This window comes from Pseudomonas sp. SCB32, from assembly GCF_009189165.1.
In the GTDB taxonomy this organism is placed as follows: Bacteria; Pseudomonadota; Gammaproteobacteria; order Pseudomonadales; family Pseudomonadaceae; genus Pseudomonas.
Genome location: NZ_CP045118.1, coordinates 3,442,805 through 3,456,378, shown reverse-complemented (window position 1 = coordinate 3,456,378; position 13,574 = coordinate 3,442,805). Strand labels below are relative to the sequence as shown.

Below are 13,574 nucleotides of genomic sequence, written 5' to 3'. Positions count from 1 at the left end.
TCGCGGACGAAGTCCGCTCCTACTATCTACTCGACCGCGTAGGAGCGGACTTCATCCGCGATGTCTTCGCCCAAACTGGGGACTCTCCCTGTAGGGGCGGGCCATGCCCGCGATTCGCGCGCATGGCGCGCTCCTACAGGATTCCGTGCTTAATGGACGGCTTCCAGTAGCGTCGCCACACCTTGCCCACCACCAATGCACTGGGTGGCAATGGCATAGTGTCCACCCGTTTCCTTCAGCAGTGCCGCCGCCTTGCCGGTGATCCGCGCGCCGGTGGCGCCCAGCGGATGCCCGATGGCCATGGCGCCGCCGTGCAGGTTCACCCGCTCGATATCCAGCTCCAGCCCGCGCAGGCACGCCAGGGCCTGGCTGGCGAAGGCTTCGTTGATCTCCACCAGGTCGATGTCGGCCATGCGCAGTCCGGCGCGGTCGAGCAGTTTGCGGGTGGCATGGAGCGGGCCCATGCCCATGATTTCCGGTGGGCAGCCGACCACGGATACCGCCTTGATTCGCGCCAGGATGTCCAACCCGTGTTCACGGGCGAAGCCTTCGCTACACACCAGCACCGCCGCCGCACCGTCGGTGAGCGGCGAAGCGGTGCCGGCGGTGACGCTGCCGCCGAACGCGGGCTTGAGTTGAGCCAGGGCTTCCAGGCTGGTGCCGGGGCGGATGCAGCCGTCTTCGTCGACCACGCCATTGGGCGTGTCGATGGGCACGATCTCCGCCGCCAGCAGACCCTGTTCACGCGCACGGGCAGCTTTGGCGTGGGAGCCCACGGCCATGGCTTCCTGGTCGTCGCGGGAAATGCCGAAGCGTTCGGCGACGATCTCCGCGGTCTGCCCCATGGGCATGTAGGCCTGGGGGAAGTCCGCCAGCAGGCGCGGGTTGGGCGAAACATTGAAACCACCCATGGGCACGCGGGTCATGGACTCCACGCCCGCACAGATGAAGGCGTCGCCGGCGCCCAGCTGGATCTGCCCGGCGGCGAAGTGGATGGCAGTCATCGACGAGCCGCAGAAGCGGTTCACCGTGGCGCCGGCCACGGACTCCGGCAGCCCGGCGAGGAAGCCGGTGATACGCGCCAGGTTCATGCCCTGTTCGGCCTCGGGATAGGCGCAGCCCATGATCAGGTCTTCGATCAGTCGGGCATCCAGGGCGCTGCGCGCAACGAGGCCCTTCACCGTCTGCGCGGCGAGATCGTCCGGGCGCACGTCGATCAGCGCGCCCTTCCTGGCGAAGTGGAACGGGGAGCGGGCGTAACCCGCGATGACGACGGAAGTCATGGTCGATCTCCTGGTGGGTCAGCGTCCGAGGATCAGGCAGGTAGTGGAACCGGTGGCATAGAGCCGGCCATCCACGTCGTAGAGGCGGCCCTCGGCCAGGGCGGTCGAGCGGCCGAGATGGATCAGCGTGCCTTCGGCGCGGATCGGCCCGGTGTCGCGGGTCAGGGCGCGGATGTAGCTGATGCGCAGGTCGGTGGTGGTGTAGCCAAGACCGGGCTCCAGTTTGGTGTGCACCGCACAGCCCATGGCCGAGTCGAGCAGGGTGGCGGCGTAGCCCCCGTGCACGGTGCCCAGCGGGTTGTAGTGGCGCAAGTCCGGGGTGCCCTGGAAGATGAAGCGGCCGGGCGCCCACTCCACCGGCACGAAACCGATCAGGTCATTCATGGGGGGCGAGGGCAGGTCGCCGTTGCCGATGCCCTCGAAGAACGCCAGCGGGGTGAAGCTGCGCAGCGCTTGCAGCTCGATCACGCCGGGTTCGCCCAGGCGCTGGCGCATCTGGGCGGCGGCGGCCTCCCAGACGGCGATCTTCCGTTCACGGTTCATGTCATTCATCGCAGGCTCCGGCGGTTCGTCATATTATGATCGTCATATTAGTATTGAATGACGGTTGGCATATAAGTGATGGATATGCCATCCCGTGGGGCGGAAGCGACAGGGACGAGGGAGAGGAGGAGCGAGAGGGTGGCTGGCGGAGCGGACTCCGCCAGCCGAAGGGGTTACTCGGCGGTGGCGGTGACGCCGGCCGCGCGGGCCTGGTTGCGCTGGGCCTTGTACTGCAGGGCGACGGCGGGAACCGGCGAGGCCTTGCCGGTCTCCACCCAGCGGCGGATACGGCCAGCGTCGGCAACGTGGGTGTGCTTGCCGAAGGCATCCAGCAGCGCCAGGGCGACCGGACGGCCGTTCATCACGGTGATCATCACCAGGCAGTGGCCGGCGTCGTTGGTGAAGCCGGTCTTGGTCAGACGGATGTCCCACGTGCCGCCACGCACCAGCGGGTTGGTGTTGAAGAAGCTCAGCGAGTAGCCGGGCTTGCTGAAGCGTGCGTCGCTGGTCGCCGTGGTGCTCATCTGGCGGATCTGCGGGTAGGTGTAGGCGGCCTTGGCCAGGCGGATCAGGTCCTGGGCGTTGGAGGTGTTATGGATCGACAGGCCGGTGGGCTCCACGTAGTGGGTGTGGTTCATGCCCAGGGACTTGGCCTTGGCGTTCATCGCCGCGACGAAGGCCTTGGAGCCGCCCGGATAGCTGTGCGCGAGGCTGGCGGCGGCGCGGTTCTCGGAGGACATCAGGGCCAGCAGCAGCATCTTCTCGCGGCTGATCTGGCTGCCCAGGTGCACGCGGGAGAACACGCCCTTCATCTCGGCGGTCTCGGAGATGTCGACGGTAACCAGCTCGTTCATCGGCAGCTTGGCGTCCAGCGTCACCATCGCGGTCATCAGCTTGGTCACCGAGGCGATGGGTACGACCATGCTGGGGTTGCTGGAATAGATGACCTTGTCGGTCTGCAGGTCTACCACCAGCGCGCTGCCGGAGGCCAGGACCAGTTGATTGGCTTGTGTCGCCTTGGGGGGCGTAGCGGCAAAGGAGTTCGATGTACAGACAACAGCGGCGCAGGCAAGAAGCAGGCTCAGTATCGAACGGCGACTAGTCATGGATGTGATTCGCAGGCGTGAGTGGGAAAATTTCTACATCCGTGTAGGTATTTTCGCGGGATTCTAATTCATGCCCCGGTCCAGCGCACCTGGCGGCGTACGGATACGGCTGTTTCACTTTGCGACGCTTGAGACAGCGGATTCGACAATCGGGCAGGTGCGCGGAGGGGCAGTGCCAGCGCAGGGGCAGGCAGGGTTCCAGCTGTTGCGAAATGCAACCGGCCAAGGATAGGCCCCGGTAGTTGAAAAACGTGTCAAACCCTCGCCAGCTATGGGCTTTCCATCTGATGGCACGTTTTGTGACTGGCTATCCTCCAATGTACGGATTGGCTGTACGGCATCGACGACGATGTTCTGGGGTTGCGTTTACCTTTACGTTAACGTAAACATGGTCGCAACCCGCGACCGGCCAGTCAGACCGGCCGGCGGCCAGCAAGCAGGGCCGGCCACAGACGCCAGCCGTCGTCGCCCCGGTCGAACGTTCAGCGTTGATCCCAGAACAAGCACAACAAGGGAAAGCCATGAACCACCTGAGTTACACCCGCGGCCGCCAGGACAAACCCCTGCTGGCCATGACCGTCGGCGACGCCTTCGATGCCACGGTCGAGCGCTTCGGGCCGCGCGAGGCCCTGGTCGTCCGCCACCAGGACCTGCGCTACACCTGGACTGAGCTGGCCGAGGTGGTCGATGGCATTGCCCGCGCCTTCCTCGCCCTGGGCCTGCGCCCCGGTGACCGCCTGGGGATCTGGGCGCCCAACTGTGCGCAGTGGTGCGTCACCCAATTCGCCAGCGCCAAGGTCGGCGCCGTGCTGGTCAATATCAACCCGGCCTACCGCAGCAGCGAGCTGGAGTACGCGCTCAAGCAATCCGGCTGCCGCTGGCTGGTGTGCGCCGATGCGTTCAAGACCTCCGATTACCACGGCATGCTCGCCGGCCTGTTGCCGGAACTGGGGCAGGGCCGTCCGGGCGAGCTCTCCAGCGAGCGTCTGCCGGAGCTGCGCGGGGTGATCAGCCTGTCCGACCAGGCTCCCGCCGGCTTCCTGCGCTGGAGCCAGCTGGCGCCGCTGGGCGCCGGGATTTCCGCCGCCGAGCTGAGCGAGCGCCAGGCGCTGCTGCAGTTCGACGAGCCGATCAACATCCAGTACACCTCCGGCACCACCGGCTTCCCCAAGGGCGCCACGCTCAGCCACTTCAACATTCTCAACAACGGCCTGATGGTCGGTGACAGCCTCGGCCTCACCGAGCACGATCGCCTGGTGATCCCGGTGCCGCTGTACCACTGCTTCGGCATGGTGATGGGCAATCTCGGCTGCCTGACCCACGGCTCTACCATGATCTACCCGGCGCCCAGCTTCGAACCCGAGGCGACCCTGGCGGCGGTGGCGGAAGAAAAGGCCACCGCGCTGTACGGCGTGCCCACCATGTTCATCGCCGAGCTGGACCACCCCAGCCGCCGCGACTTCGACCTCTCGACCTTGCGCACCGGGATCATGGCCGGCGCCACCTGCCCGATCGAAGTGATGCGCCGGGTGATCGACGAGATGAACATGGCCGAGGTGCAGATCGCCTACGGCATGACTGAGACCAGCCCGGTGTCGCTGCAGACCGGCCCGGAGGATGACCTGGAGACCCGCGTCACCACCGTCGGCCGCACCCAGCCGCACCTGGAGAGCAAGATCATCGACGCCGATGGCCGCATCGTCCCGCGCGGCACCATCGGCGAGCTGTGCACCCGTGGCTACAGCGTGATGCTCGGCTACTGGAACAACCCGCAGGCCACCATGGAGGCGATCAGCCCGGCGCGCTGGATGCTCACCGGCGATCTGGCGGAGATGGACGAGGCGGGCAACGTGCGAATCGTCGGCCGCAGCAAGGACATGATCATCCGGGGCGGCGAGAACATCTATCCGCGCGAGATCGAAGAGTTCCTCTATACCCACCACGCCGTCGCCGACGCCCAGGTGATCGGCATTCCCGACGAGAAGTACGGCGAGGAGCTGGTGGCCTGGGTCAAGTTCCACCCCGGCCACAGCGTCGGAGAGGACGAGCTGCGCGCCTTCTGCAAGGCCGCCATCGCTCACTTCAAGGTGCCGCGCCACTTCCGCTTCTGCGACGAGTTCCCGATGACAGTGACTGGCAAGGTCCAGAAGTTCCGCATGCGCGAGATCAGCATCGAAGAGGTGCGCAGCAAGCGTGGCTGATCGCCCGACACACCCTCACGCCCATGACCGCGAGGCGGCATGGGCGTAGAGAAGGGCACCATCTCCATCCGCCTGGTAACCGAGGCGCTGGCCGAGTTTCGTCGCTGCGGCGGGGACGAGGGCCCGTTGCTGGTCGCCGCCGGCATTTCCGCCGAGCTGTTCGGCAAGCCCTACGCGCGTGTTTCCAGCCAGGCCTATGCGCGGCTCTGGCGGCGCCTGGCGCGGGCGATGGACGACGAGTTCTTCGGCATGAACGCCCGGCGGATGAAATCGGGCAGTTTCAACTTCATGGTCGCCGCGGCGATCCGCGAGCCGACCCTGGACGCGGCGCTGAACGCCGCGCTGCGCTTCATCGGCCTGATCTTCGACGACTTCACGCCACAGCTGACCCGCCAGGACGGCCTCGCCGCGATCACCCTCGACGAGCCGGACGGCCCGGCGCCGCGCGCCTTCTGCTACTTCACCCTGTGGCTGATGCTGCACGGCCTGGCCTGCTGGCTGGTGGGCCGGCGCATCCCGATCCTCGCCATCGAACTGCGCTGCCCGCAACCGGACTATCTCTCGGACTACCGGGTGATGTTCACCGAGAACCTGCTCTTCGCCCGCCGCCAGTCGCGCCTGCTGTTCAACGCCGAGGCCCTGGACCTGCCGGTGCGCCGCGACGAGCGCGAACTGCGGCGCTTCCTGGCGGGTGCGCCGGCCAACATCCTGGTGCGCTACCGTGACCCGCAGAGCCTCGCGGCGCGCACCAAGGCCTACCTGCGCAGCCTGAAGTTCGAGCGCTGGCCGGACCTCGACGCCCTCGCCGGGCACTTCTACATGGCGCCCTCGACCCTGCGCCGCAAGCTGGCCGCCGAGGGGCAGTCCTACCAGGCACTCAAGGACCAGTTGCGCCGGGATCTCGCCATCGCCCGGCTGGACAGCGGCGATGGCAACTTCGCCGACCTGGCCGAGGAGCTGGGCTTCGCCGACACCAGCGCCTTCTACAAGGCCTTCCGGAAATGGACCGGCTCGACGCCGGGGCAGTACCGCGCGCTGATGCGCCAGGACCCCTGAAATTTAAGGCCCCGGCTCAAGTAGCCGCCTTACAAGCCGATAAAACCTCAAAGAATTGCTTGTTGCCCAAGGACGCCAACCATGCCCCTGTCCCGCCTCTCGATCCAGTGGAAGATCACGCTGCTGACCGGACTCTGCCTGCTGTGCATCGTCAGCCTGCTGGTCGGCCTCTCGTTGCTGCGGATGAACCATGACGCCCAGCTGATCAAGGCGGCCAACGCCGACATGCTCAAGGACGCGGCCAAGTTGCGGATGCAGGCGCGCAGCGACCAGCAGGCGGAGATCATCCAGCGCTTCTTCACCGACGTGTACCACTTCGGCAACCAGTTCTCCCGCCAGGTCAACCAGCTGCGCGAGCAGTCGACCAAACATGGCTCGGACGCGGAGAGCGTGCGCAAGGACCTCAACCTGCTGGTGCGCGATGGGCTCAAGAGCAACCCCAATCTGCTCAGCCTCTACGTGGTCTTCGAGCCCAATGCGCTGGACGGCCAGGACGCGCTGTTCCACGACCAGCCCGAGGCGGGCAGCAACGACAAGGGCCGCTTCGGCGCCTACTGGGCGCAGAAAGCCGGCGGCGAGATGAGCAGCCTGGCGGTGAACGAAGACATGATCGCCGACACCACGCCCATGCTCGACGGCAGCCCGTTCAACACCTGGCAGCTGTGCCCGCTGCAGACGCGCAAGGCCTGCGTGCTCAACCCCTATTTCGACAGCGCCTCCGGCTCGCCGGTGCTGATGACCACCGTGACCTTCCCGCTGATGGACCAGGGCAAGGTCATCGCCGTGATCGGCGTCGATATCAGCCTCAGCCGCCTGCAGCAGCTCAGCGCCGACGGCAACCGCCAGCTCTACGACGGCGCCGGCAGCGTCAGCATCGTCAGCCCGGCCGGTCTGCTGGCTGGTTATAGCCGCGACGAAAGCCTGCTCGGCAAACCGCTGGAAAAGGCCTTCCCCGGCCAGGCCAGCGAATTGCTCGGCGTGCAGAACGCCGGCCGGCCCCAGGTGTTGGAGAAGGACGGCCAGCTGCGCGTGGTCGAACCGCTGCTGCCGACTCCGGACGCCACCAAGCCCTGGGCCGTGGTACTCGACGTGCCGCAGGATGTCCTGCTGGCGCCGGCGCTGCAGCTGCAGAAACAACTGGATGAGCGCAGCTCCAGTGGTGCGCTCTGGCAGAGCCTCATCGGCCTGATCGCAGCCGTGGTTGGCCTGCTGCTGGTGTGGCTCACCGCCCGTGGCGTGACCCGGCCGATCCTCAAGGTCGCCGCCATGCTGCGCAACATCGCCAGCGGCGAGGGCGACCTGACCAAGCGTCTGGACTATTCCGGCAAAGACGAACTGGGCGAACTGGCCGGATGGTTCAACCGCTTCCTCGACAAGCTGCAACCGATCATCCGCGACGTAAAATCCTCGGTGCAGGATGCCCGCGCCACCGCCGACCAGTCCTCGGAAATCGCCAGCCAGACCAGCGCCGGCATGCAGCAGCAGTTCCGCGAAGTCGACCAGGTCGCTACCGCCTCGCAAGAGATGAGCGCCACCGCCCACGACGTCGCCAACAGCGCGGCGATGGCCGCCGATGCTGCGCGCGGTGCCGACGGCGCGACCCGCGACGGTCTCAACGTGATCGACAGCACCACCCGCCTGATCGACGAGCTGGCCAGCGACATGAGCAGCGCCATGAGCCAGGTGGAAGGCCTGGCGGCGAGCAGCGAGCAGATCGGTTCGGTGCTGGAAGTGATCCGTGGCATCGCCGAGCAGACCAACCTGCTGGCCCTCAACGCCGCCATCGAAGCCGCCCGCGCCGGTGAGGCGGGGCGTGGTTTCGCCGTGGTCGCCGACGAGGTGCGCAACCTGGCCCGGCGTACCCAGGACTCGGTGGAGGAAATCCGCCAGGTCATCGAAGGGTTGCAGAACGGCACCCGCGACGTGGTCGGCGCGATGAACAACAGCCACCGCCAGGCGCAGGACAGCGTGTCCCAGGTCGAGCAGGCCGTGGCCGCGCTGAAACGCATCGGCGAGGCGGTCGGCGTGATCACCGACATGAACCTGCAGATCGCCAGCGCCGCCGAGGAACAGAGCGCGGTGGCCGAGGAGATCAACCGTAACGTCGCCGGCATCCGCGACGTGACCGAATCGCTGTCCAGCCAGGCGCAGGAATCGGCGCAGGTGAGCCAGTCGCTGAACAAGCTGGCCAATCATCAGCAGGGATTGATGGATCAGTTCCGCGTCTGACCGCAGAGCGTCCAATGCTCTCGTAGGAGCGGACTTCGTCCGCGATCACCGCTTGCTCCGCATCCATCGCGGACGAAGTCCACTCCTACGAAGACCCCGCCACGTAACCCACCTCACAGTGCACCACCAGGGCTGTCCAATCCGCTCATCCAGATTGGCGCCTTTCGACATTGCCCGCGCCGCTCTGCGGCGGGAATATCAGGGGACTCCACACAAGAACAACCCAGGAGTTCCGCGATGCGTTCCCATACCGCCGCCACGGCCGAGTTCGACTACCGCGCCACCGCCGACGCCACCCTGGCCGGCAACCTCGACGCCCTCAACGCCTGCGTCGAATGCTGCGACCGCCACGCCATTCCCGGCCGTGTCGCACTGTTCTGGGAGGGCAAGGATGGCGACAGCGCCTCCTATACCTTCACCCAGCTCAAGGAGCTTTCCGGTCGTTTCGCCAGCTTCCTGCACAGCCTCGGTGTGCGTCCTGGCGACGTCGTTTCCGGCATGCTGCCACGCACTCCGGAACTGCTGATCACCGTGCTCGGCACCTGGCGCCTGGGCGCGGTCTACCAGCCGCTGTTCACCGCCTTCGGACCGAAAGCCATCGAGCACCGGGTCAAGCTGGCCGGCAGCAAGGTGGTGGTCACCGACGGCGCCAACCGCGCCAAGCTCGACGACGTGCCGGACGCTCCGACCCAGGTCACCGTCGGCGGGCAGAAGGGCCAGGGCATCCGCCACGGCGACTACAGCTTCTGGGCCGAACTGGAACGCCATTCGCCAGAATTCGAGCCGGTGCTGCGCAGTGGTGAAGATCCCTTCCTGCTGATGTTCACCTCCGGCACCACCGGGTTGGCCAAGCCGCTGGCCGTGCCGCTCAAGGCCATCGTCGCCTTCGTCGGCTACATGCGCGATGCAGTGGGGCTGCGCGAGGAAGATTCGTTCTGGAACCTCGCCGATCCGGGCTGGGCCTATGGCCTGTATTACGGCGTCACCGGCCCGCTGGCCATGGGGCACCCGATCACTTTCTACGAAGGCACCTTCAGCGTAGAAAGCACCTGCCGCATCGTGCGCAAGTACAGCATCACCAACCTGGCCGGTTCGCCCACCGCGTACCGCCTGCTGATCGCCGCCGGCGAGGCTGTGTCCAAACCGCTCAAGGGCTGCCTGCGTGCTGTGAGCAGCGCCGGTGAACCGCTGACGCCGGAAGTGATCCGCTGGTTCGCCGAACAGCTCGGCGTGACCATTCACGACCACTACGGCCAGACTGAACTGGGCATGGTCCTGGCCAACCACCATGCGCTGGAACACCCGGTACGCCTGGGCGCCGCCGGCTTCTCGATCCCCGGCCATCGCGTAGTGGTGCTGGACGAGCAGGGCGCCGAACTGCCCGTCGGCCAACCCGGCATCCTCGCCATGGATCGCCGCCAGTCGCCCCTGATGTGGTTCGCCGGCTACCAGGGCATGGAAACCAAGGCCTTCGTCGGCGACTACTACCTGAGTGGCGACACCGTGGAGCTGAACGAGGACGGCAGCATCAGCTTCGTCGGCCGCGCCGACGACCTGATCACCACCTCCGGCTACCGGGTCGGTCCGTTCGATGTGGAAAGCGCGCTGATCGAGCACCCGGCGGTAATCGAGGCGGCGGTGATCGGAAAACCCGATCCGGAACGCACCGAACTGGTCAAAGCCTTTGTGGTGCTCGGTTCTTCCTTCCGGCCGGGCGCGGAGCTCGCCGAGGAACTACAACAGTACGTGCGCAAGCGATTGTCGGCGCACAGCTACCCGCGGGAGGTGGAGTTCGTCGAGGAACTGCCCAAGACCCCCAGCGGCAAGATCCAGCGGTTCCTCCTGCGCAACCAGGAGATCGCCAAGCAACGCGAGGCGGCCGAACGCTCGGCAGCCAACTGAATTCAGCGGAGAGATTCCATGCAGATCCAGAACAAGGTATTCCTGATCACCGGCGGCGGCTCCGGCCTGGGCGCGGCCACCGCGAAGACCCTGGTGGGCGCCGGGGCCAAGGTAGTGCTGGCGGACATCAATGCCGAAGCCGGCGCCGCGCAGGTTGCCGAACTGGGCGAGGCCAACGCGCGCTTCGTGCGGACCGACGTATGCAGCGAGGCCGACGCCAAGGCCGCCGTACAAATCGCGCTGGACGCCTTCGGCGCGCTGCACGGCCTGGCCAACTGCGCGGGCGTCGCGCCGGCGGAGAAGATCATCGGCCGCAACGGCGTGCACGCGCTGGAAAGCTTCACCCGCACTATCAATATCAACCTGATCGGCACCTTCAACATGCTGCGCCTGGCCGCCGAAGCCATGGCGCGCAACGAGCCGGACGTCGGTGGCGAGCGCGGCATCATCATCAACACCGCCTCGGTGGCCGCCTTCGACGGGCAGATCGGCCAGGCCGCTTACTCCGCCTCCAAGAGCGCCGTGGTCGGCATGACCCTGCCGATCGCCCGCGAACTGGCACGCTCGGGCATCCGCGTGATGACCATCGCCCCCGGCATCTTCGAGACGCCGATGATGGCCGGCATGCCCCAGGAAGTACGCGATTCCCTCGGCGCCAGCGTGCCGTTCCCGCCGCGCCTGGGCCGTCCGGACGAATACGCCGCCCTGGCCCGCCACATCATCGAGAACAGCATGCTCAACGGCGAGGTGATCCGCCTCGACGGCGCCATCCGCATGGCCGCGAAGTAAGCAGGAGGAGAATTCCATGAACGATCCCATCGTCATCGTCAGCGCCGTCCGCACCCCCATGGGCGGCTTCCTCGGCGACTTCAAGGATGTGAATGCCGCCACCCTCGGCGCGGCCGCCATCCGCGCTGCCGTCGAGCGCGCTCGCCTGGGCGCGGAAGAAGTGGACGAAGCCGTGCTCGGCTGCGTGCTCGCAGCCGGCCAGGGACAGGCACCGGCGCGCCAGGCGGTGCTGGGCGCCGGCCTTGCGCGTGGCACGCCGTGCTCCACGGTGAACAAGATGTGCGGCTCGGGCATGAAAGCCACGATGATGGTGCACGACGCACTGCTCGCCGGCAGCGCCCGCGTGGCCCTGGCCGGGGGCATGGAGAGCATGTCCAACGCGCCCTATCTGCTGGAGCGCGCCCGCAGCGGCTACCGCATGGGCCACGGCAGGGTGCTCGACCACATGTTCCTCGACGGCCTCGAAGACGCCTACGACAGGGGCCGCCTGATGGGCACCTTCGCCGAGGACTGCGCCGAGAAATACGGCTTCACCCGCGAGCAGCAGGACGACTACGCCATTGCCTCGCTGACCCGTGCGCAGAAGGCCATGAGCGAAGGCCGCTTCGCCGACGAGGTCGTCGCAGTGACGGTCAAGTCCGGCAAGGAGCTGCGCGCCATCAGCGAAGACGAGCAGCCGCCGAAGGCCAGGCTGGACAAGATCCCGACCCTGAAGCCGGCGTTCCGCGACGGCGGCACCGTGACGGCGGCCAACTCCAGTTCCATCTCCGATGGCGCCGCCGCGCTGGTGCTGATGCGCCTGTCCGAAGCCGAGAAGCGCGGCCTCACCCCGCTGGCGGCGATCCGTGGACACGCGTCCTTCGCCGATTCGCCGAACCTGTTCCCGACCGCCCCGGTGGGCGCGGTGAACCGCCTGCTGCAACGCAACGGCTGGGCGATGCACGATGTCGACCTGTTCGAGGTCAACGAAGCCTTCGCGGTGGTCGCCATGGCCGCCATGCGCGAGCTGGACATCCCCCACGACAAGATCAACGTCCACGGCGGCGCCTGCGCTTTGGGCCACCCGATCGGCGCCTCCGGTGCGCGGATCATCGTGACCCTGCTGTCGGCGCTCAAACAGTACGACCTCAAGCGCGGCGTGGCCGCGGTGTGCATCGGCGGCGGCGAAGCCACGGCCATTGCGGTCGAGCGTCTGGCGTAAGGAGCGAAGAATGATTCCCAGTGAAGAAGACATCCAGATCCGCGACGTTGCCCGCCAGTTCGCCCAGGAGCGCCTGAAACCCTTCGCCGCCGAATGGGATCGTGAGCACCGCTTTCCCGCCGAAGCGCTGAAGGAAATGGCCGACCTCGGCTTCCTCGGCATGCTGGTGGCAGAGGAGTGGGGCGGCGCGCAGACCGGCCACCTGGCCTACGCCATGGCGCTGGAAGAGATCGCCGCCGGTGACGGCGCCTGCTCGACCATCATGAGCGTGCACAACTCGGTGGGCTGCATGCCCATCGCCAAGTTCGGCAATGACGAGCAGAAGCGCCAGTTCCTGATGCCCCTGGCCCGTGGCGAGATGATCGGCGCCTTCGCCCTGACCGAGCCCCAGGCCGGCTCCGACGCCAGCTTCCTGAAGACCCGCGCGCGCCGCGACGGCAACCACTACGTGTTGAACGGCAGCAAGCAGTTCATCACCTCCGGCAAACATGCCGGCCTGGTGATCGTCTTTGCGGTGACCGATGCGGCGGCGGGCAAGAAGGGCATCAGCGCCTTCATCGTGCCCACTGACACGCCCGGCTACCGCGTGGTGCGTGTCGAGGACAAGCTCGGCCAGCACGCCTCGGATACCTGCCAGATCGCCTTCGATGACGTGCGCATCCCGGCCAGCTACCGGTTGGGCGAGGAGGGGCAGGGTTACGCCATTGCCCTGGCGAACCTGGAAGGCGGGCGCATCGGCATTGCCTCGCAAGCGGTCGGCATGGCCCGCGCGGCCTTCGAGTACGCCCGCGACTATGCCCACGAGCGTGAGACCTTCGGCAAGCCGATCATCCAGCATCAGGCCGTGGCCTTCCGCCTCAGCGACATGGCCACCGAGATTGCCGTGGCCCGGCAGATGGTCCACCACGCCGCCAGCCTGCGCGAAGCCGGCCTGCCGTGCCTGACCGAAGCCTCCATGGCCAAGCTGTTCGCCTCGGAAATGGCCGAGCGCGTGTGCTCCGCGGCGATCCAGACCCTGGGTGGTTATGGCTACCTGCAGGACTACCCGGTGGAACGCATCTACCGCGACGTGCGCGTGTGCCAGATATACGAAGGCACCAGCGACGTGCAGCGGCTGGTGATCGCGCGGAGCCTGTAACGGGGCGGAAGGGCGTACAACCGTTTGCGGTTGTACGCCGGTACACCTGGCCTTGTCGCCAGCGCTGGGGCAAAGCCCGGGGTGCTCTGAAGCCAAGGCCAATCGGCGTATAACGCGGAGCGTTAT

General features: G+C 66.8%; 10 protein-coding genes and 1 pseudogene. 8 read left to right on the top strand and 3 right to left on the bottom strand.

The annotated features are described in order from the left end of the window. Positions 1-149: 149 nt before the first annotated feature. The 3 genes from GA645_RS15835 to pbpG form a co-directional block, all read right to left on the bottom strand. A complete protein-coding gene (locus tag GA645_RS15835) occupies positions 150-1,283 on the bottom strand; it encodes a thiolase family protein (RefSeq protein WP_152223966.1) in 1,134 nt (377 codons plus the stop codon). Positions 1,284-1,301: 18 nt separating this feature from the next. Beyond that, positions 1,302-1,835 (bottom strand): PaaI family thioesterase, encoded by a 534-nt coding sequence (locus GA645_RS15830; RefSeq protein WP_152223965.1) that lies wholly within the window; start codon positions 1,833-1,835, stop codon positions 1,302-1,304. Between the two features lie 164 nt (positions 1,836-1,999). Then, positions 2,000-2,932, bottom strand: coding sequence for a D-alanyl-D-alanine endopeptidase (pbpG, locus tag GA645_RS15825; RefSeq protein ID WP_152223964.1), 933 nt, complete (start codon positions 2,930-2,932; stop codon positions 2,000-2,002). Positions 2,933-3,453: 521 nt separating this feature from the next. Here pbpG and GA645_RS15820 point away from each other — a divergent pair. The 8 genes and pseudogenes from GA645_RS15820 to GA645_RS15790 all read left to right on the top strand — a co-directional run bounded on the left by GA645_RS15820 (position 3,454) and on the right by GA645_RS15790 (position 13,448). Then, complete coding sequence (locus tag GA645_RS15820; protein ID WP_152223963.1) at positions 3,454-5,133, top strand: AMP-binding protein; 1,680 nt, start codon at positions 3,454-3,456, stop codon at positions 5,131-5,133. 39 nt (positions 5,134-5,172) lie between these two features. Beyond that, the gene (locus tag GA645_RS15815; RefSeq protein ID WP_152223962.1) at positions 5,173-6,189 is read left to right on the top strand and encodes an AraC family transcriptional regulator; all 1,017 of its coding nucleotides are present in this window, start codon (positions 5,173-5,175) and stop codon (positions 6,187-6,189) included. A gap of 81 nt (positions 6,190-6,270) precedes the next feature. Next, positions 6,271-7,512 (top strand): annotated as a pseudogene (locus GA645_RS29310) (chemotaxis protein); the annotation flags it as partial. A gap of 150 nt (positions 7,513-7,662) precedes the next feature. Then, positions 7,663-8,418 (top strand): methyl-accepting chemotaxis protein, encoded by a 756-nt coding sequence (locus tag GA645_RS29305; protein ID WP_372239809.1) that lies wholly within the window; start codon positions 7,663-7,665, stop codon positions 8,416-8,418. A 237-nt stretch (positions 8,419-8,655) separates the two neighbouring features. Next, the gene (locus GA645_RS15805) at positions 8,656-10,320 is read left to right on the top strand and encodes an acyl-CoA synthetase (RefSeq protein ID WP_152223960.1); all 1,665 of its coding nucleotides are present in this window, start codon (positions 8,656-8,658) and stop codon (positions 10,318-10,320) included. A gap of 18 nt (positions 10,321-10,338) precedes the next feature. After that, a complete protein-coding gene (locus GA645_RS15800; protein ID WP_152223959.1) occupies positions 10,339-11,109 on the top strand; it encodes a 3-hydroxyacyl-CoA dehydrogenase in 771 nt (256 codons plus the stop codon). Positions 11,110-11,125: 16 nt separating this feature from the next. After that, positions 11,126-12,310, top strand: a complete 1,185-nt coding sequence (locus tag GA645_RS15795; protein ID WP_152223958.1) for an acetyl-CoA C-acyltransferase — start codon at positions 11,126-11,128, stop codon at positions 12,308-12,310. A gap of 10 nt (positions 12,311-12,320) precedes the next feature. Further along, positions 12,321-13,448: an acyl-CoA dehydrogenase family protein gene (locus GA645_RS15790; protein ID WP_152223957.1), complete on the top strand. Its 1,128-nt coding sequence runs from the start codon at positions 12,321-12,323 to the stop codon at positions 13,446-13,448. The last annotated feature ends 126 nt before the right edge of the window (positions 13,449-13,574 follow it).

Bases quoted from the DNA above. Each gene is read 5' to 3' on its own strand.
- pbpG (WP_152223964.1), bottom strand. From the start codon at position 2,932: ATGACTAGTCGCCGTTCGATACTGAGCCTGCTTCTTGCCTGCGCCGCT.
- GA645_RS29305 (WP_372239809.1), top strand. From the start codon at position 7,663: ATGCAGCAGCAGTTCCGCGAAGTCGACCAGGTCGCTACCGCCTCGCAA.
- GA645_RS15805 (WP_152223960.1), top strand. From the start codon at position 8,656: ATGCGTTCCCATACCGCCGCCACGGCCGAGTTCGACTACCGCGCCACC.
- GA645_RS15790 (WP_152223957.1), top strand. From the start codon at position 12,321: ATGATTCCCAGTGAAGAAGACATCCAGATCCGCGACGTTGCCCGCCAG.
- GA645_RS15820 (WP_152223963.1), top strand. From the start codon at position 3,454: ATGAACCACCTGAGTTACACCCGCGGCCGCCAGGACAAACCCCTGCTG.
- GA645_RS15835 (WP_152223966.1), bottom strand. From the start codon at position 1,283: ATGACTTCCGTCGTCATCGCGGGTTACGCCCGCTCCCCGTTCCACTTC.
- GA645_RS15795 (WP_152223958.1), top strand. From the start codon at position 11,126: ATGAACGATCCCATCGTCATCGTCAGCGCCGTCCGCACCCCCATGGGC.
- GA645_RS15800 (WP_152223959.1), top strand. From the start codon at position 10,339: ATGCAGATCCAGAACAAGGTATTCCTGATCACCGGCGGCGGCTCCGGC.
- GA645_RS15815 (WP_152223962.1), top strand. From the start codon at position 5,173: ATGGGCGTAGAGAAGGGCACCATCTCCATCCGCCTGGTAACCGAGGCG.
- GA645_RS15830 (WP_152223965.1), bottom strand. From the start codon at position 1,835: ATGAATGACATGAACCGTGAACGGAAGATCGCCGTCTGGGAGGCCGCC.